General features: G+C 38.4%; 19 protein-coding genes and 1 pseudogene. 13 read left to right on the forward strand and 7 right to left on the reverse strand.

What is annotated here, in order from left to right; all coding sequences use genetic code 11:
* Positions 1 to 68 precede the first annotated feature (68 nt).
* Complete coding sequence (gene thiC, locus ACQKMF_RS00300; protein WP_101223418.1) at positions 69 to 1,847, forward strand: phosphomethylpyrimidine synthase ThiC; 1,779 nt, start codon at positions 69 to 71, stop codon at positions 1,845 to 1,847.
* Positions 1,848 to 2,138: 291 nt separating this feature from the next.
* Here thiC and ACQKMF_RS00305 read toward each other — a convergent pair.
* Both ACQKMF_RS00305 and ACQKMF_RS00310 read right to left on the reverse strand, forming a co-directional pair.
* Positions 2,139 to 2,647, reverse strand: a pseudogene (locus ACQKMF_RS00305) (DUF3231 family protein).
* 102 nt (positions 2,648 to 2,749) lie between these two features.
* The gene (locus ACQKMF_RS00310; RefSeq protein ID WP_260359199.1) at positions 2,750 to 2,893 is read right to left on the reverse strand and encodes a hypothetical protein; all 144 of its coding nucleotides are present in this window, start codon (positions 2,891 to 2,893) and stop codon (positions 2,750 to 2,752) included.
* A 178-nt stretch (positions 2,894 to 3,071) separates the two neighbouring features.
* Here ACQKMF_RS00310 and ACQKMF_RS00315 point away from each other — a divergent pair, with 178 nt between their 5' ends.
* The gene (locus ACQKMF_RS00315) at positions 3,072 to 3,710 is read left to right on the forward strand and encodes a spore coat protein (RefSeq protein WP_101223417.1); all 639 of its coding nucleotides are present in this window, start codon (positions 3,072 to 3,074) and stop codon (positions 3,708 to 3,710) included.
* A 57-nt stretch (positions 3,711 to 3,767) separates the two neighbouring features.
* On the opposite strand, the gene ACQKMF_RS00320 is transcribed toward ACQKMF_RS00315, so the two are convergent.
* From ACQKMF_RS00320 to ACQKMF_RS00330, 3 genes are all read right to left on the reverse strand, one after another.
* Positions 3,768 to 4,133 carry a carboxymuconolactone decarboxylase family protein gene (locus tag ACQKMF_RS00320; RefSeq protein ID WP_101223416.1) on the reverse strand — a complete coding sequence of 122 codons (366 nt, stop codon included), beginning with the start codon at positions 4,131 to 4,133 and terminating at the stop codon, positions 3,768 to 3,770.
* A 112-nt stretch (positions 4,134 to 4,245) separates the two neighbouring features.
* Positions 4,246 to 5,028 carry a cytochrome c oxidase assembly protein gene (locus ACQKMF_RS00325; protein WP_230178011.1) on the reverse strand — a complete coding sequence of 261 codons (783 nt, stop codon included), beginning with the start codon at positions 5,026 to 5,028 and terminating at the stop codon, positions 4,246 to 4,248.
* Entirely contained in the window at positions 5,018 to 5,536 is a 519-nt protein-coding gene (locus tag ACQKMF_RS00330) for a DUF2243 domain-containing protein (RefSeq protein WP_101223414.1), read from the reverse strand. The genes ACQKMF_RS00325 and ACQKMF_RS00330 overlap by 11 nt, the downstream gene beginning before the upstream one ends.
* A gap of 271 nt (positions 5,537 to 5,807) precedes the next feature.
* On the opposite strand from ACQKMF_RS00330, the gene ACQKMF_RS00335 reads away from it, so the two are divergent.
* From ACQKMF_RS00335 to ACQKMF_RS00370, 8 genes are all read left to right on the forward strand, one after another.
* On the forward strand, positions 5,808 to 6,653 hold the full coding sequence (locus ACQKMF_RS00335; protein WP_101223413.1) for a manganese catalase family protein: 846 nt from the start codon (positions 5,808 to 5,810) through the stop codon (positions 6,651 to 6,653).
* Positions 6,654 to 6,840: 187 nt separating this feature from the next.
* Positions 6,841 to 7,239: an alcohol dehydrogenase catalytic domain-containing protein gene (locus ACQKMF_RS00340; RefSeq protein WP_427571278.1), complete on the forward strand. Its 399-nt coding sequence runs from the start codon at positions 6,841 to 6,843 to the stop codon at positions 7,237 to 7,239.
* A 1-nt stretch (position 7,240) separates the two neighbouring features.
* Positions 7,241 to 7,822, forward strand: coding sequence for a zinc-binding dehydrogenase (locus ACQKMF_RS00345; RefSeq protein WP_427571280.1), 582 nt, complete (start codon positions 7,241 to 7,243; stop codon positions 7,820 to 7,822).
* Positions 7,823 to 8,022: 200 nt separating this feature from the next.
* Complete coding sequence (locus ACQKMF_RS00350) at positions 8,023 to 8,790, forward strand: arylamine N-acetyltransferase family protein (protein WP_230178016.1); 768 nt, start codon at positions 8,023 to 8,025, stop codon at positions 8,788 to 8,790.
* Positions 8,791 to 9,165: 375 nt separating this feature from the next.
* Positions 9,166 to 9,783 (forward strand): hypothetical protein, encoded by a 618-nt coding sequence (locus tag ACQKMF_RS00355; RefSeq protein ID WP_427571282.1) that lies wholly within the window; start codon positions 9,166 to 9,168, stop codon positions 9,781 to 9,783.
* 382 nt (positions 9,784 to 10,165) lie between these two features.
* Positions 10,166 to 10,309, forward strand: a complete 144-nt coding sequence (sinI, locus tag ACQKMF_RS00360; RefSeq protein ID WP_157831045.1) for a DNA-binding anti-repressor SinI — start codon at positions 10,166 to 10,168, stop codon at positions 10,307 to 10,309.
* 133 nt (positions 10,310 to 10,442) lie between these two features.
* Positions 10,443 to 11,012 carry a YdhK family protein gene (locus ACQKMF_RS00365; protein WP_230178020.1) on the forward strand — a complete coding sequence of 190 codons (570 nt, stop codon included), beginning with the start codon at positions 10,443 to 10,445 and terminating at the stop codon, positions 11,010 to 11,012.
* Positions 11,013 to 11,289: 277 nt separating this feature from the next.
* Positions 11,290 to 11,772 carry a GNAT family N-acetyltransferase gene (locus ACQKMF_RS00370; protein ID WP_427571285.1) on the forward strand — a complete coding sequence of 161 codons (483 nt, stop codon included), beginning with the start codon at positions 11,290 to 11,292 and terminating at the stop codon, positions 11,770 to 11,772.
* Positions 11,773 to 12,009: 237 nt separating this feature from the next.
* Here the strand turns inward: ACQKMF_RS00370 and ACQKMF_RS00375 are convergent, their stop codons facing one another.
* Together ACQKMF_RS00375 and ACQKMF_RS00380 are read right to left on the reverse strand one after the other, a co-directional pair.
* Positions 12,010 to 12,846 (reverse strand): RMD1 family protein, encoded by an 837-nt coding sequence (locus ACQKMF_RS00375; protein ID WP_101223408.1) that lies wholly within the window; start codon positions 12,844 to 12,846, stop codon positions 12,010 to 12,012.
* Positions 12,847 to 13,052: 206 nt separating this feature from the next.
* A complete protein-coding gene (locus ACQKMF_RS00380; protein ID WP_427571288.1) occupies positions 13,053 to 13,907 on the reverse strand; it encodes a DUF4915 domain-containing protein in 855 nt (284 codons plus the stop codon).
* A gap of 426 nt (positions 13,908 to 14,333) precedes the next feature.
* On the opposite strand from ACQKMF_RS00380, the gene ACQKMF_RS00385 reads away from it, so the two are divergent.
* From ACQKMF_RS00385 to ACQKMF_RS00395, 3 genes are read left to right on the forward strand one after another with little or no spacing between them, the layout of a single operon-like run.
* Positions 14,334 to 15,518: a glycosyltransferase family 4 protein gene (locus ACQKMF_RS00385; protein WP_427571290.1), complete on the forward strand. Its 1,185-nt coding sequence runs from the start codon at positions 14,334 to 14,336 to the stop codon at positions 15,516 to 15,518.
* 20 nt (positions 15,519 to 15,538) lie between these two features.
* Complete coding sequence (locus tag ACQKMF_RS00390; RefSeq protein ID WP_427571292.1) at positions 15,539 to 15,862, forward strand: hypothetical protein; 324 nt, start codon at positions 15,539 to 15,541, stop codon at positions 15,860 to 15,862.
* A 37-nt stretch (positions 15,863 to 15,899) separates the two neighbouring features.
* Positions 15,900 to 17,690 carry a hypothetical protein gene (locus ACQKMF_RS00395; RefSeq protein ID WP_427571294.1) on the forward strand — a complete coding sequence of 597 codons (1,791 nt, stop codon included), beginning with the start codon at positions 15,900 to 15,902 and terminating at the stop codon, positions 17,688 to 17,690.
* The last annotated feature ends 82 nt before the right edge of the window (positions 17,691 to 17,772 follow it).

The raw sequence follows: 17,772 nt of genomic DNA on the forward strand, positions 1-17,772 counted from the left end.
GGCTTTTTCGTGCGAAATGGATTGGATTTTGTCCTTTTTAAATGAACTTAAAAAGGAGAAATGAAATCATGATGAGTAATTCAGTAAATGACATGAACGTTTCAATTATGTCCAGTTTTGCCGGGAGTAAAAAAGTGTATGTTGAGGGATCTAGACCCGATATTAGGGTGCCCATGCGTGAAATTAAGCTAAGTCCGACTACAGGTTCTTTCGGCGAAGAGGAGAATCCGCCTTTACGAGTATATGACACAAGCGGCTTTTATACGGATTCAGAATATCCCATTGATATTCATAAAGGTCTTGCCCCGATTAGACGCAGCTGGGTTCTGGAAAGGGAAGATGTTGAAGAGTATGAAGGGCGTGAAATAAAGCCCGAAGATAACGGGTATAAAAAAGAGTCACAAACGAAAGCAGAAATTTTTCCGGGATTGAAAAGAAAACCATTGCGTGCAGCGAAAGGGCAAAACGTAACCCAGCTCCATTATGCCCGAAAAGGTATCATAACTCCTGAGATGGAATTCATCTCGATCAGGGAAAATGTAGCCCCTGATTTTGTAAGAGATGAGGTAGCTAGCGGGAGGGCGATCATTCCGGCAAATATTAACCATCCTGAAAGTGAGCCCATGATCATTGGACGTAATTTTCATGTGAAAATAAATGCGAATATTGGAAATTCCGCTGTTAGTTCATCGATTGAAGCAGAAGTGGAGAAAATGACTTGGGCTACACGTTGGGGTGCAGACAACATAATGGATCTTTCCACCGGTAAGAATATTCACACGACCCGGGAATGGATTATCAGGAATTCTCCTGTGCCAGTTGGGACGGTTCCGATATATCAAGCATTGGAAAAAGTGAATGGAGTCGCGGAAGATTTAAATTGGGAAGTTTTCCGGGATACATTAATTGAGCAGGCTGAGCAAGGTGTGGATTACTTCACGATACACGCCGGAGTGCTTTTGCGATACATTCCCATGACAGCAAAGCGAGTTACGGGAATCGTTTCCCGGGGGGGCTCCATCATGGCACAATGGTGCTTGGCCCACCACCAAGAAAGTTTTCTCTATACTCACTTTGAAGAGATTTGTGAAATCATGAAGGCGTATGATGTCTCTTTCTCATTAGGTGACGGCCTCCGTCCTGGCTCCATTGCAGATGCAAACGATGAGGCTCAATTTGCTGAATTGGAAACACTTGGGGAACTGACGAAGATTGCTTGGAAGCACGATGTTCAAGTCATGGTGGAGGGACCCGGTCACGTACCGATGCATTTGATTAAAGAAAATATGGATAAGCAGCTGGAAGTCTGTCAAGAAGCACCATTCTATACCCTGGGACCATTGACAACGGATATAGCTCCTGGATACGATCATATCACTTCTGCGATTGGTGCTGCCATGATTGGATGGTTTGGAACGGCCATGCTTTGTTATGTGACACCGAAAGAGCATTTGGGGCTTCCGAATAAAGAGGATGTTCGTGTAGGGGTCATTACTTATAAAATTGCAGCCCACGCAGCTGATCTTGCTAAAGGCCATCCCCAGGCACGAAAACGGGATGATGCCCTTTCGAAGGCTAGATTCGAATTCCGTTGGAGAGATCAATTCAATCTTTCCCTCGATCCTGAAAGGGCAGTTGAATATCACGATGAAACACTACCGGCTGAAGGTGCCAAGACAGCCCATTTCTGTTCAATGTGCGGACCCAAATTCTGCAGTATGAGGATTTCTCAAGACATCCGTGATTTGGCGAAGGAAAAGGGTCTGGGCTTTGAGTCGGTAATCGATGAAGGTCTTAAAGAAAAAGCGAATGAATTTAGGAAAACGGACGGGGAAATCTATTTATGATTCCGATGAGAGGGAGAATTCGATGAATCGGGTAATCCAAATAAAAGTTGAAATGAAACAGTTGGAAACTCAATTGGAACAGCTGAAAAGGGAGCTGAACATTTTTCGCGAGAAGTGTAATCATGAATTTGTAAAAACTGATTATAGTCAACAATGCACAAAGTGCCACTTAATCGAAAGTCTGCAATGGTAATGATTCCTTAATCGTCCTTTCATTATCGGAATTAATCCCTTAATCATGTTGGGCATCCAATCACGATGTCAACATGATTAGGGGATATTTCATTATATTTACATTCTTGTTTTATTAATATGAAGAGGAGGAGGGACAAGCCAGTCCTTTCCTTATTCAATCTTAGGAAGTCAGCACCCAATGCAGCTTTATTCGTATGGAATTGTGCGAACATCTGTGCAATATCTTCTCTGATGCATTGACCCATGATTTGGCTGCAAGCAACTAATCCTGCATTAATATCGATTGATACTGAAGCAGAGATTTCAGGATCTTGAAAACGTGCCCCGACTGGAATATCCTCCAAATTAGCTTTAGGCGTTTCAGGTGGTGACGGAGGCAGTCCTACGTTATTTTCTTTTAATAATGATTCAAGTTGGTCATGTTCCTGTTTCCCTTGATTGATCACTTCAACAAGTAATTTATGCTGGCCCTTGTAGCCAGCATGATTAAGCATAGTTTGATGACAGGCAATCAGTCCTTTTGTAGTTGTTAGAAATGCCCATGTTCCAAATACCTCTCCGTAATGCATTGGCTCTTCTTTCGGATTACCGCTTAAAATTCCCATAACCATCCTCCTTGAAATTCACTATTTAACGGATTTAAGTTACCCTGAGTTCATCCAAGTATGCATTGTTGATGTTTGTGAAATGTTAGAGGGCTTTAACGCTTAACCTTTTATTCCTTGTAGCCATTCTTGATAACATTCATCACAGAGCATTTCATTTCTATCCGTGTCAGAAACTTGAAACGTTACCACATGGATTTTTTTTTCTTCCGTAACATCACTACAATAGAAGCATTGATGTGTCATTGGAAATCCTCCCATACATATAAAGTGTCTATAGTTTAAAACGCCACGTTTTTTTTATACAGAAAACATGATGCAGCAGCTTATTGGTCTTCTTGGAAGAGTTTAGATTGAATAATCCAGTTGGGGTTTAACATACTAAACTTGTTCGCATCATTGATAAAACGAGGAGGGAAATACAATGCAAAACCAATATCAACAAGGTCAAGTACACCAGAACATGCAAACGGGTGCCATTCCCCCACAAATGAATCACGGTGGTCACGAAGTATTCGATGTACATGAAGTGTTGTCGGGAACGATTGGTACTTTAAACACGTATACTCTTTTGCGTCAGCATATTCAGGATCAGGAATTACTTGATATTCTGGATCGTCAATATCAGTTCATCCAAGATGAATATAATATTTCACTGGAGTGCTTCCAATCGGGCCAGGATCCTTCTAAACGGACTGAGAGCTACAAAATGAATCAAGGTAACGATTTTATATATGGATTGACACCAACTCAGCCAAAGAAACCTTTGCAATCCGTATCGGAAATTACGGATGAATGCATTTCAGGTTTGATGCTTGGAGCTGTTAAGTCTGCTGCATCCATGAAAGCGATGGCAGCGCTTGAAATAACGAATCCGGTGGTTCGCCGCGTATTTGCAGATTCCGTTCCGAACTGCATTGAAATGGCATATGAGATTTCGATATATCAAAACAAACATCATTACTATCAAGTTCCGCAGCTTGCACAGCAGGATATGCAGCAAATGTTGAATTCATATGCACCAGCACAAGGAAATAACAATAACAACAACATGAGTCATTAAAAGCATTTGTCAACAACAGAAAGAAGGGATAGGACTATTTGTCCTATCCCTTCTTTCTTACTGTTTCATCTGATTTATATCTTGGATGCATTCCTGGACGAGTGTTACAGCCTGACTCATGGCGGCTCCTCCGCCAAATGCTGCGGTCACACCAATGGCTTCAAGAATTTCCTGTTCGGAACAGCCTTGATCAAGACATCCTTTTGTATGGTAGATAATACAGTATTCATCTTGTGAATATAAGCTTATTCCTAATGCGATAAGCTGTTTTTCTTTCTGGGATAATTGACCTTCTTTAAAGCACTCTTCCGTAAACGAATTGAATTTCTCTGCGAGAACAGGCATTTTATGCGTAAAGGCACCGATTCCAGCTTTATAATCACGAAGAGCATTTTCAGTAGAATTGTTAGCTTCAAATTCCATTTTCCATTCAGCTCCATCCTAAATTTTTTTCATCAAAAATTAGTATGAGCTAAATGTTGGACGATTAAACAGAAACATAGGAGTTTAACTAAGTAATAAGTAGCCTTCCTTCCTACAAGGCAAGTGATTCCTTAGGCCGGGTGGCTTTGAACCATTGATAGCAAAGGATGAAAATAAGTGCAACGTCAATGGCATCGCCGGCATAGTACATTAACATTCCTCCATTTTCCGCTTGTTCCTTTGTGACTCCGCTTGGAGGATGGGCAAAAATATACTTAGAAAGGATATCATGGCCGGCCAGTGAAATTGTAAATACGACAGCACGAAACATGAAGCTGAACCTGTGGGGCGTCGGGTCCATATAAATCATAGACGCAGTGAATAGATAGCCCGCCATGAACACGTGAAAATGCACTAATGCATGTAGAAGGGCATTCTGATGCATCAACCCATATAACTCAGTCGTATAAAGAATCCAAAGCCCCCCAATATTAAGCACAGAAGCAGTGATTGGATTGCTTATAATGCGCAGCGGCCAACTTTTCAACACCTTTGAAAGGCGTCTTGCTGATTGTACATCAAGTGTTCGCAGTGCAAGAGTAATAGGTGCGGTAAACACGAGTAGGATGGGTGCAATCATTCCAAGCAGTAAATGACCAACCATATGCGCCGTGAAATCCATATTCGCGCGATTGGCTATGGGACCTATAATTGCAGAGGCTGCACAGATGGTGCCAAGAATCCAAAAGAGCGTACGGTATAAGGGCCATTTTTTATAGCGGCGGTTTGAAATTACGGCAGCTGCGATATAAATCACTATCACAAGCGCCAGAAGAATCAATAAAATCGGTTCAAAACCAGCCCCATTATCATGAATATGTCCATTACTGTGCATTGCTGGTATCTTCTTTCATTTTAAGTACGCTGCGCCTTGTTTGAATGATAAGGATAATGCCGATCAAGATCATGATTGTGGCTGCAATGTTCCAAATCAAGTCGTATGGGAGAATATCGACATTGTAGCGGATTTGATGGAGACGCATGAGCTTGTGCTGGATGATCCCGTCATATAGCTGGAAAGAACCTGCCCCGAGCAAAACTCCCCCTATCCACCTTTTCAGCCATAATCCCTTTCGACGGCGAAGGTCAGCGTACATGAATAACGACCCGACCGTTGCGAACCAGCTAAGGGCATGAAATAAACCATCCGAGATAAGCCCAATATTGGATGTGGACTTGTCATAGAAATGGTGCCAATGCAATAGTTGATGAAAGATGGACTCATCAATGAATGCCACCAATCCGATCCCGAATAGAAAACCGGACCATAGATTACGAGCGGAATAAGTATAACGTAATTGTGAAATAGATTGATCTTTTTGATTTCGGGGCTTGAAATCCATTTTCCATCCTCCTTTTTAAATTTCCTATATATGGTTCTTTCTACTTTACCCTGTATTGTAAAGTTATAGACAGTAAATGGACCTTTTATAAATCTTATTTATTGAGCGATACATAGCCCAAAGATAGTCCTTGGCTTTTTAGTTCAGTAATCATTGTTAATGGCATGTAAATTTTTTCTAATTACTGTTCGTTATAACTGAATTCAGGTTTCAAGCATGGACAGGCGGGTAATAAAAAACCGTACATCATATAAAAAAAGGAGGAGTTAATATGTTTCGCCATCAAAAAGAATTGCAATTTGAAGTTAAGGTAGATCGACCAGATCCGATGCTTGCCCGTCAAATTCAGGAAGTGTTAGGTGGACAGTTTGGGGAAATGACTGTCATGATGCAATATCTTTTTCAGGGTTTTAACTGCCGTGGAGAAGAAAAATACAAAGATATGCTGATGGATATTGGTACAGAGGAAATTGGACATGTAGAGATGCTTTGTTCGCTCATTAGTCAATTGCTTGATGGCGCTTCTCCGGAAGATCAAGCAGAAGCCGCAAAAGATCCTGCTACAGCAGCCATCATGGGTGGAATCAATCCCCAGCATTTGCTCGTAAGCGGTCTTGGGGGACTGCCAACCAACTCGAATGGGGTGCCTTGGAACGGATCTTATATTGTAGCCAGCGGAAATCTATTAGCGGACATGCGATCGAATCTTCATGCTGAAAGCCAAGGACGCCTTCAAGTGGCCCGTTTATATCATATGACCAAAGATGAGGGGGTACGTGCCACCTTCCGTAAAATGTTAGCCCGTGATCGTTACCACCAATATCAATGGATGGCGGCCATTGCAGAACTTGAAGAAAAAAATGGCGTTGTCGTTCCCGCGTCATTTCCACCGGAAGCGGAAATGGAATCTCAACCGGAAGCGTACGAATTCTGGAACTTGTCAGAAGGTAATGAATCAGCAGACGGACTATGGGCAACAGGAAGCGCCCCAGATGGTACAGGAGATTTTGTTTATGTAGCTGAACCAGTTGCAAAAGGGCAGATTCCTAACCCTAAGGTTCCGGCAGCGCAATTGCATCATGACCTGGATAGAAGTCAAACGCTTAATAAAAGATAATAATAGGAAACTTTTCAAAAAAAGCTCGATGGCCCCTAATGGGACATCGGCTTTTTTTATTCTATCAACATGTTTACAAAACCTAATTATTTGCTTGTGGATATTTTTTGGAGTAGCATAGTTTCCATCTTCAAGACAAAACATTTTAAAAGTGTGGTCACTAATTTAATAGTAAGGAGTGGGACAAATGAAAGCAGTGGTAGTTAAAGAACCGGGTGGAGCAGAACAATTACTATTTAAGGATTTTTCCAAGCCCATCCCCGGAAAAGGGGAAATATTAATTAAGGTGAAAGCCTCTGCTATAAATAGAACGGATATTGTTTCACGAGAAGGGAAATCCGGTTATATGGCCAATCCAATATTGGGAATTGAAGTTTCTGGGGAAGTTGTGGAAACAGGGGAAGATGCAAATTTACAATTAGGGACAAGGGTGATGGGACTTGTAAACGGCGGCGGTTATGCTCAATATGCCTTGATGCCGGCTGATAGAGCAATGAAGATCCCGGATAACTTGTCATTTGAAGAAGCGGCTGCGATTCCTGAAGTATTCTTGACGGCGTACCAAACCTTGTTTTTGGTTAGGTGAATTGACGGATCAAGATACGGTATTGATTCATGCTGGCGGAAGCGGAGTAGGCACAGCAGCTATCCAACTGGCAAAAAAACTGACAAAAGCGAAGATCATCACTACAGCCGGCTCAAAGGAAAAATTGGATTTCTGTCACTCATTAGGGGCGGATATCTGTATCAATTATAAAGAACAATCTTTTGATGAGGAAGTAATGAAAGCTACAAATAATCAAGGAGTGGATGTTATCCTGGATTTCATCGGTGCTTCTTACTGGGAGAAAAACCTTAAAAGCATAAAAACTGATGGACGCTGGGTACTGATAGGGATTTTAGGAGGAACAGTAGTCGAGAAGGTGAACTTGATGGAACTTCTCTTAAAAAGAGTTCAATTAAAAGGAACTCTTTTAACTCCTCGGAGTGATGAATATAAAAAAGAGTTAACTGAAGAATTCATTACAAAAGCCATGCCGTTGTTCCTCCAACATGAAATCAAGGCAATCGTCGATCATGTCTTCCCTTTTGAAGAGGTACAAAGGGCGCATGAACATATGGAAGCAAATAAGAATTTGGGTAAAATCATTTTACAAGTAAATGAATGATTAAAGCAGCTTTGAAGCATGTTTGGAGACAGTTACCCAAAATTGCGACATTATTGGGCGGCCTATTTTTCATGGTGCTAGGTGGAATGTGGGTTTTGTTAATGGCATATCGTTGAAGAATGAAATATGGGCAAAGTATAATGAATATATACAAAGTCAAGATGCTCTTCATTGGTATCTGTTAAAATGGGGGAATCGTAATGAATGAACTGAATGCATTATTCAGGAAAAGAATAGGGCTCCAGGAAGATGTGAAACTGACATTTGGAAAATTAGATGAAATTCTGGATAAAACTGCGAAAACCATTCCGTTTGAAAACTTATCAATCATGGCCTCCCATCTAAGTGATATCAATAAAGCCAATATCATGAACAAAGTCCTCGTGAGGAATGAGGGTGGATTATGCTATGAATTGAATGCAGCTCTTTATTTTTTCCTGAAGGAAAATGACTTTGATGTATTCTTGGTTCGAGGTGTCATCTATAATCAGGGGTGGATGACCATAGGAAGGACCCATGTTACCATTCTATTGAACCATGTGGGCCAAACCTATCTGATCGATACGGGTTTTGGCGGGAATCTGCCTTTAAAACCAGTTCCGCTGAACGGAGAAACGGTCGTTTCCCAAAATGGTGAATTCCGAATAAAAAAAGAAAGTACCGACCATGGAGATCATGTCCTTGAATTAAAACTGAAACATAAAGATCGCGATTGGAGAATTGGGTATGCTTTCGATTCTTCAAAACCCGTAGGAAATGTAGCGGAACTTAATGAGGTCCAAACGATCATCAGGGAACATCCCCAATCGCCATTCAATAAGCATCCATTAATCACCCGTTTGACAAACAGCGGGAACATCACTTTAACTGATACATCCTTTACCCGGTGGGAAGATGGGGAAGTGACGAAAGAAGAAATAGATGGAACACGATTTAAAGAGTTAATGAAACAGCACTTCGATAGATAGTGGAAAAGGACTGAATATCAAAGGCGTCCATACCGAAAGACTGTCCATTCTTGACAGTCTTTTTATGAATAAAATGATTGTCGAGACCGCGCAGGTATACTGAGGTGAAGGAAGAAACAATTGAGAACGGTCGAATAAAGTGCGTTGAAGGTTGAATAAGTCCGAGAACGGTCGAATAAAGTGCGTTGAAGGTCGAATAAGTCCGAGAACGGTCGAATAAAGTGCGTTGAAGGTCGAATAAGTCCGAGAATGGCCGGATAAAGTGCTGTTAAGGACGAAAAAAATCGAGAACAGCCAAAAAAGGCTCCGGATGAAATCAACTGGATGTTTTTACTATTCACTAAATAGATATGAATTCAGTGGGGTGAGAAGGATATGGAGAGGAAGAATCGATTGGTTTTTACTAGATCGAATGCTGCTGCTAAACGAAAATTCGATGAAGCTATCACCATTTTGGAATATAGCATAATGCTCGTTGAGATCTTTGGATTAGAAGAGTTCAATAATATAATTGCCGGACAGTTAAGGCTGATTTTATGTGAAACGAAGAATACGCGCATAAAGCGGGAAAAGGTCACGATTGATCAATCCTTAATAAAGAAAATCAATCCTAACCCAAGATTGTATCCTATTAAGGACTCCATTCAAATGAGCAATGTTCATATTACGGAAGACATCTTCGATTATACTAAACAGAGGATTGAGTTAAAGCTTTGGAGAAATCAAATTATCTATAAAACCGATATCGAAGGTAAAATACAGGAAATTAAAATCATTGATTTTATTAAGGAAACAGCTAATAAGATTGGCGGTGCACAAGCTGAATCAAGTTTCCCTAATAAGTCCATTATTTCGGATGGTCATACCAAAATCATGTTAAGAGGAATAGCAAAAGGATTATTCAAATCCATAGGCAGGGATTATAAAAGACATGCCTCCATGAACCTTTCACATATCATGCAAAAAATCGAACAATCAGCTTTGGGAGAGTAAACATAAGAAGGACTTTTACCAAAGTCCTTCTTGCTTGGTTTCCAAGCAATATCCGTTTGGATTGAATACCCCTCATATAACCTCTATCAATAAACCATCTCTTTTTACTTCTGTTAAAACACTCCCGATAGCATGCTGTTCACTTTTATAATTAAAGGTATATAGAAGAATGGGGAATTCCTTGATTAGATAACAAACAAACATTGAGGCCTTATATGTAAATGTAAAGACTTATTAAATTTACACTAAAATCCAGCTATGGACGCTTGAGATAATTTATAATGATATTCCGAATATAGTTTCACGTGGAAAAATAGCCTCAATATTGAACCTTACCCCATACAGTTAAAATAACTAAAGATAAAAAGAAAGAGATGATGAAATGAAGGATTTTGATGAAAACCTTCCTGACGAATGGCTGGAACTAGTAATATTGGCAATGAAATCGGATGTTACAAAAGAGCAATTCAAAAAGTTTCTTCAAGAAAAATCGAATAGCAATAAAAGTAGCGATTGTGGTGGCTAATGAACGCTTAAATTGAGGCAGGACTATTCCTAAAAAAGTATGAGGCTTCATTTCTTTTGCCACGAGTGAACTCCATATTTTCTGCATATTTAATTGGTAAGATGGATGTAATCATAAGGGAGGTTTTATTAATATGAAAAAAAGAACAAAATTGCCTATCATCTTATCATTATTAGCAGCCCTGTTTTTAGTCCTTGGCGCATGTTCCAACAGCGATGATAAAAACAAAGAAGAAAAAAAAGAAAAGGAACATAGTGAAATGGACATGAACCATTCTAGCACGGGTGAAGTTCCAGAAGGATTAAAAGCTGCAGAAAATCCAACCTATGAAGTTGGAAGTCAAGCGATTATCGAATCAGGTCATATGGAAAGCATGAAGGGGGCGGAAGCAACAATAGTGGGTGCCTTTGATACGACTGCTTATGCAATTTCGTATACGCCTGCAACTGGCGGAGAAAAAGTTGAAAATCATAAATGGATCATTCACGAAGAAATCAAAGATGCAGGTGAGAAAGCATATGAACCCGGAGCGGAGGTCACAGTAAATGCTTCTCATATGGAAGGAATGAACGGGGCTGTCGCTGAAGTTGAATCTGCTGAAAAAACGACTGTTTATATGGTCGACTTCACACCGACTGCGGGAGGAGAAAAAGTGAAGAATCATAAATGGGTAACGGAAAGTGAATTATCAGCGTCTGAATGATTTAACATCTTCATGGTTATGAAACTCTTAATAGGTTGAAGAAATTTGCGATACACCTGCCGAATAACTGGTCTGCCAGTACCCCATAGCCGCTTCCTTTGATGAGGCTGGCAGACTGTCGGCGGAAAGGGAGTGGATTCTCGCCGCTTTATCTCAAGTTCGTCTACAGTCTGAAGGAATGGTAAACAAACCATTCCTTTTTTTATTTTGCAGTGAATTGTAAAACTTTAGTATCTGTTAATATGGATTTATAGAAATGTAAAAATGGGGTGCAAGTATGATGACTGGATTAACTATCAGACCTTTTATGGAAAATGACTATGAGGCGCTGAGCAATTATTGTTTACCTATAGAACAAGCAATCTATACTTCCTTACCTTTGAAAGTTATTGAAGACTTCAGGAAGGATAAATATAACTTCCCCATGGTCATTTATTTAGATAAGGATTTGATTGGTTGTTTTGCCTTATATACGGATAAAGCGGGAAATCAATATACAAGTAATGAGAATGCGATTCTTCTAAAATCATTCTCCTTGGATTTGCGCCATCAAAAAAAGGGTCTAGCTTTTGAGACTTTAAAAGTGTTGCCTGATATGATCAAACTAAGTCATCCAGATAAAGATGAGATTGTTCTAACAGTGCATCATACGAATGTTCCAGCGATAAATTTATATAAAAAAGCAGGATTCATTGATAAAGGATATAGATTCAATGGGGAAGAAGGGGAGGAATTAATTTTCCACTTTGCCCTGGATTAAACAAATGAAATACTTTGGGAAAGTAAGATAAAAGAAAAACAGGCACCCATGAGACGACCATCAGAAAACTTAGGAAATGAACAGTCCACGGAAAGGGAGCGGATTATTGAAATCAATGGGAACGTTTTTCAAAGAAAAAACTGTAGGCAAACCCGTTTTTCGAATTTGTCTACAGTCTGAAGCACTTAAACGATGCTTATTTTTTTGGAAGGTATTCCATACGATATGATTCAGAATTCATGGAATCCATCCTGCAATTTCTAATAACGTCAGAACGATCTCAAAGACAATGAGGATTACAATGATCCATTCAACGAATAGTCCCCTGATCGAATGGCTGATGTTAGAAAACCCATCCATAATGTTATATAAAATTTCGGTTTTACTTTTCAGGATTTTATACCGATCATTCAATTCAAAAAAATCAAGCATTCTGTCATAAAATTCGCCGGCAATGCTGCTTGTCCATGTAATATCAGGTTTGTCCAGAATCATGATGTACGCTAGGGTATTATACTCGTGACGTACGATTTTGGCAGTCGTCCTCGCTAGTTCCTTATTACCGATTCTCAGCTTGCCTTTTTCCAGTCGGTCTATCATGGCTTCGAGCTTGTCGTGGATTTTTCCTAGCTGTTCCTCAGTTTTTTCAAGTGCCACCGATTTTGCGAGAATGGTGGAAATTAATTCAGGGTAGAAAAATTCATATTTAGGTACAACTACATATTCGTCTGTCAAATTGATGCTTCCGGTTTCACTGAAGTGAAGGCTGTAATCGTCTGTATATCTATCTAAATTGTCGAGATCAATAACCGGCTCGAAAGAATGGATAAAGGATGAAAATTCCTTAATCTCATTTGCGTGTGAGTAATTGATGAAGACAATGCTGCCAAAGGAAAAAACCAGCACCTGCTGCGATTCGTCCACATTTTTATTTAGGATGGAACTTAGAAAATCGCCTTTAAGGATTAAAGGCTCTTCCCAGGTGAATTTTTTCGGTATGCCGCAATGAATGGCGATTTTATTCAAATCGATTTCATTAGTGATTGCAAATGCTTTAAAGGTAATTGGTTCCATCTATATCACTCTCTTCAGCAAATTGGTCTTTTTTCGATTCTATTCTATTCTTACAAAAACATGCTTGAATAATTCTTGAAGGTAGAAAAAAGTTCACTGACTGTTCAAGTGAATAAGGAAAGATATCCTTATGATCTGGTAACTAAACGAATAACTTACATAGGATAAAAAAATTTCAACAACTGAAAAATACGATTTCACTGTTTTTAAATAACCAATATTCCATAAATTTCTTCAGAAGGTATATGGATGAAAGATGAAAGTTTCGTAGAGATGTCATGAACATAAATCCCGCAATCCAGTAATATGTTCGTATGTTTTTTTAGTAAAACCGGTATGTGCCTACTCTCACTTTGACCAATGAACATCGTTTGATTTCTAACTGCTAAACCGCGAGTATAACCAAGGCATTTAAAAATATCTTCCTCATTTCTTTTTACTAGGAATTCACCTGAAACACAATAATACATCTTATTATCATAATGAAGTACGCTGTGAGGTTGAAGTAATTTATCATGACAAATCTTAACCACTTTTCTTTCCTGTAAAGAATATTCAAGGATCACACCTTTGTGGATTGTTTTATTAGGGAAATAACTTGCTAAAGAGAGGAAACTTTTCCTTGGAGGATATGAAAACATCGATACATATAACTTATCATTTGCTATATACAAATCGTTGACGTGGCAAACATCGTCATTTTTAGGTGAAAATCTAAGTTCATCAATTCTTTCCAAATCGTTTTCCAAATCATAAACACCAATTGAGTTAGTTTTGGTTTCAATAATATAAGCTTTATCTTTATCTACTGCTACACCATGTAAATCTAATTCTGTAGATAAAGCTTTATTCTTTATAACCTTTAAGCCTTCATCCAAAATGAAGATTCCATGAGAATTGGAAATTACGACAAAAGAGCTGCCGTATTTTGTAATGCCTGTGCATCCAACATTTAAAATCTTTTTTATTTCATGTTGTTGTTGTTTAAATTGGACTAAATATAGACCGCCTTTATGATTGCAGCATGAAATTAATAATTTACAATCATCTATGGGTATCATGTAAGATCGCACCTCTTTTTTAGACAATTCCTTTTCTTATATAATATGAATTTTTATTGTAATGGTGTAGACAAGTTATGGGGGGGAATAGTGGACACTTTATAACTGATTAATGCCGGAGGGCGTTTCCGCTAAATGGAACGCCCTCCTTCTCTATGTTGCTGTTTATTTGCCATCCACCTTCATGCTATTACTGATGCTCCCAGTCATGAGATTAATGAAGCTTCACAATAGCCTATAAAAGTTCATGAAAACTTTACTTTTATTTACAGAATTCTCATATTGATGTCAATATTCAGTAATACATGTTTGTTATAATCGGTTGACGGTTTTAAAGGTGATTGGAAAAGAGTCTCTTAAAAATCCTTCATTTACAGATAAGTAGCAGGCCGATTGAAGATGACTGAATAGTAGGAGTGAACAAAAATGGAGGAATATGTAAATCTATATGAGCTTACATTTAGTGAAAAAGATAGATATGTAATCATTACGAATGCTTATCCACATGAAAATCAGTTATATCGGAATGGGTTTATCCACCGAAGAGTCAAGGCCTATCTGGATGAGGGTTTGAAAGTTGATGTTTTTGTTTTGCATCCTGCCTATAAAAAAGCAGAAAAGTATACGTATGAAGATGTGCCTGTTTATCGTGGAACTGAACAGCATCTGCGCATTTTCTTAAATCATAAAGTACATAAAAAAGCGCTCATTCATTTTGTTAATCCAAAAATGGTACAAGCGATAAAAGAAACGAACACAGATTTACCGATTATTACCTGGATACATGGATTTGAAACGGAGGCATGGCATAGAAGGTGGTTTAATTTTCTTGAGAGCCCTGAAAGCTTGCGGAAGATACTTGAAATGTCCGACGACTATTATGTAGCTCAGCTTTCTTTCATGAATTGGTTTTATCAAACGAATGAGTTGGATACAACCTTTGTTCATATTTCCAAATGGTTCAAAGAACATATAGCGGAATGTGATGCAAGAGCAGAATCGAAAAATTCAGTAATCATTCCTAATGTAATAGATGACAATCTTTTTACCTTTATTGAAAAGCCAGTTGAAATGCGGACAAAAGTCCTTTCAATCAGGCCATACGCTTCGCGAAAATACGCCAATGATTTATCGGTGAAAGCAGTTATTGAACTATCGAAGCGACCATACTTCGATAAGTTGGAATTTGCATTTTATGGTGATGGAAAATTATTCGATCAAACCGTTGAGCCAATCAGGGATTTTGAGAATGTAACGATTCATAAAGGTTTCCTATCTCAGGATCAAATCGCTGCATTACATAAGGAGTATGGAATTTTCCTTTGCCCGACCCGTTTGGATTCTCAAGGGGTTTCAATGTGTGAGGCAATGTCGAGCGGGCTAGTGCCGATTTCAACAGATATTACGGCAATCCCGGAATTCGTTAAACATGACGTTTCTGGCCTTCTAACAAAACCTGAGTCTCCTATCGAAATTGCCGATGCAATAGAGCGCTTATATTACAATCCGGACGTATTTTTAAGAGTGTCAAAACAAGCTACTCAGTCGATTCGAGAAAAATGCGCAGTAGATGTTGTTATTAAAAGAGAATTGGAGATTATCCAAGGTTAATCGAAGGGAGTTTTTTCAATATGGAAGAACGAAACGAATATTGGAAAACTATGTACGAGGAACTCGAATTACAAATGAAAGACATGATGTCCATGACATTGGAGCTCATAGAGGGCAATGGCACTGAAAAACAAAAAATCATTGAGAACATTACAAAAGAAAATAATATACTGCGAGAAGAATTAGAAAAAAGTAAGATCGCACAAAAAGAAAATATTAAGCTTAACAAAGAAATACGAAGACTTAAGCTATTAGAACACAAATTCAACGTTACATATGCAGGAAAATTCACGTTAAAATATCTTGCGCTTAAATCATCTATTAAAGAACAAATAAAAAAATAAAGATTCATATCAGATTTCAGTCATTGGAGTGAAAACTTTGAATTCACATGAACTAGTTGAAAACAGAAAAATGAAGGTACTTCTATTTGGCTTTATTGACATGAATTCAATGGATGGATCTGCAGTATTTTTATCTTCCTTAGCATCGACCATTGCGCTAGATTCCAACATCGAAGTTGACTTACTTCTAGCTAGCCCGGTCAAACGTGATATCTTAATTCAGCCTCTTGAGAAATTTGATAATATAACCATTCTCAATCCTTTTGTTGATCCTTTTTTCAGTGCCACCGATGATGAATGGGTAAAAAAAGGTGTCATTGATTTTGATATAGCTGAAATGCTCATTACTCACTATTGGAGTCAAAAGGGATATGATTGGCTATTTGTTAGAAGCATTGAGACTGTTGAAAAAATAGCAAAGCATAAGCATATCATAAAGAATACTTTAGTTTATGCTACAGGATTGACTCACATAGGCCAGGATGTTGATGAAGAAAAATTTGAGAGCATCAAAAATATATATGATCAGTGTGCGTATTTCTTATGTCAAACAGAAGAGATGTGCGAATTTGTCATTGAGATTCTTAATTTGAATAAAGAAAAAAACAAAGTTTCCCTGCTTACCCCGATGATACCAAACATTGAATCAGCAGAAAGGCAGACCCGGTTAAAAAACAAACTTGTATATACAGGGAAGTTCGACCCTGATTGGAAGACCATTCCGATCATTACTGCTTTTAAAGAATTAAAGCGCGAAATTCCGAATCTTTCACTTGATGTTGCGGGGGATAAATTCAAATGGGTTAAGGATGATTCTCAGTTTAAGGAAGAAGCGGCATACCTTCTTAAAAATACAGAGGGTCTTACATGGTACGGTGCATTGACAAGGGAGAATGCCCAACAATTAATCGTGAACAGTGATATTGGGATAACCTGGAGAAGCGAGGAAATGGACAGCAGTCTTGAACTGTCTACAAAGCTATTGGAGTATGGGATTTTAAGGAAGGCTGTAATAATGAATCCAACCAAAATGCATATAAAGCTTTTTGGCGAAGATTACCCGTTATATGCTGTTACAGAGAAGGATTTTCGTGACGCTGTCAAATTAGCACTATGCAATAAGGATATATATGAGTTTGCGGCAAAACGAATGTATCAGGTCAGCAGGCAGTTTTTATTTTCGGAAGCCATAAAAAAACTGCAAGGACTATTGTGGAGCAAACGTATTACAGATTTTGTAGAGCAAAGCACAAATATGTTTTATGTTGATGTAGATGACTTTGATGAACTGACTAAGCATGCACCATCAAATAAAGTGAAAAAATTGCCTGCAGAGTTAAGTGCTGACGAAGTTTTCACCTATATCGTCAAAAACATACCTGAAGAAATAAAACGAGTCGAAAAACTGTTTAAACTGTCTGGATATGGGCAAATCATTTCAGCAGAAAAAGCCGGATGTTATTCATTTCTCCACATCCATAAAAGTTATGGAAACTTTGAACAAAATTTTCAAAATAACATGCCATATTTAAAAACTATAGGATTTGAAACCTATGGAAATCCTAAATTAAAGCCAAAAGATGTGGAAATTTCAATGAAGGGACGGGCAACTGCTGATAAAGAAAAATATGATATGAAAGGGAAAAATAAAGAATTAGCTAAAGAAGTAAAGCAATTAAAAAAACTGAACACGGTTCAACTGAAACAAATTACTAAGCTAGAAAAACAAAACCTGGCACTTGAACGTAAATATAATTCACTTTCGAAGTCGAAAATGGGTAAAATGACATTCAAGTATTGGGATTTAAGAAAAAGGCTTAACTTTTAAGAAGGTAAACCTGCAACAAAATAATAGATACACTTCTTAACTATATATATTTTCAAATGAAAGCCCCTGAATGCTGCTTGCT

The sequence above is a fragment of the Peribacillus sp. NPDC101480 genome (assembly GCF_050277335.1).
In the GTDB taxonomy this organism is placed as follows: domain Bacteria; phylum Bacillota; class Bacilli; order Bacillales; family DSM-1321; genus Peribacillus.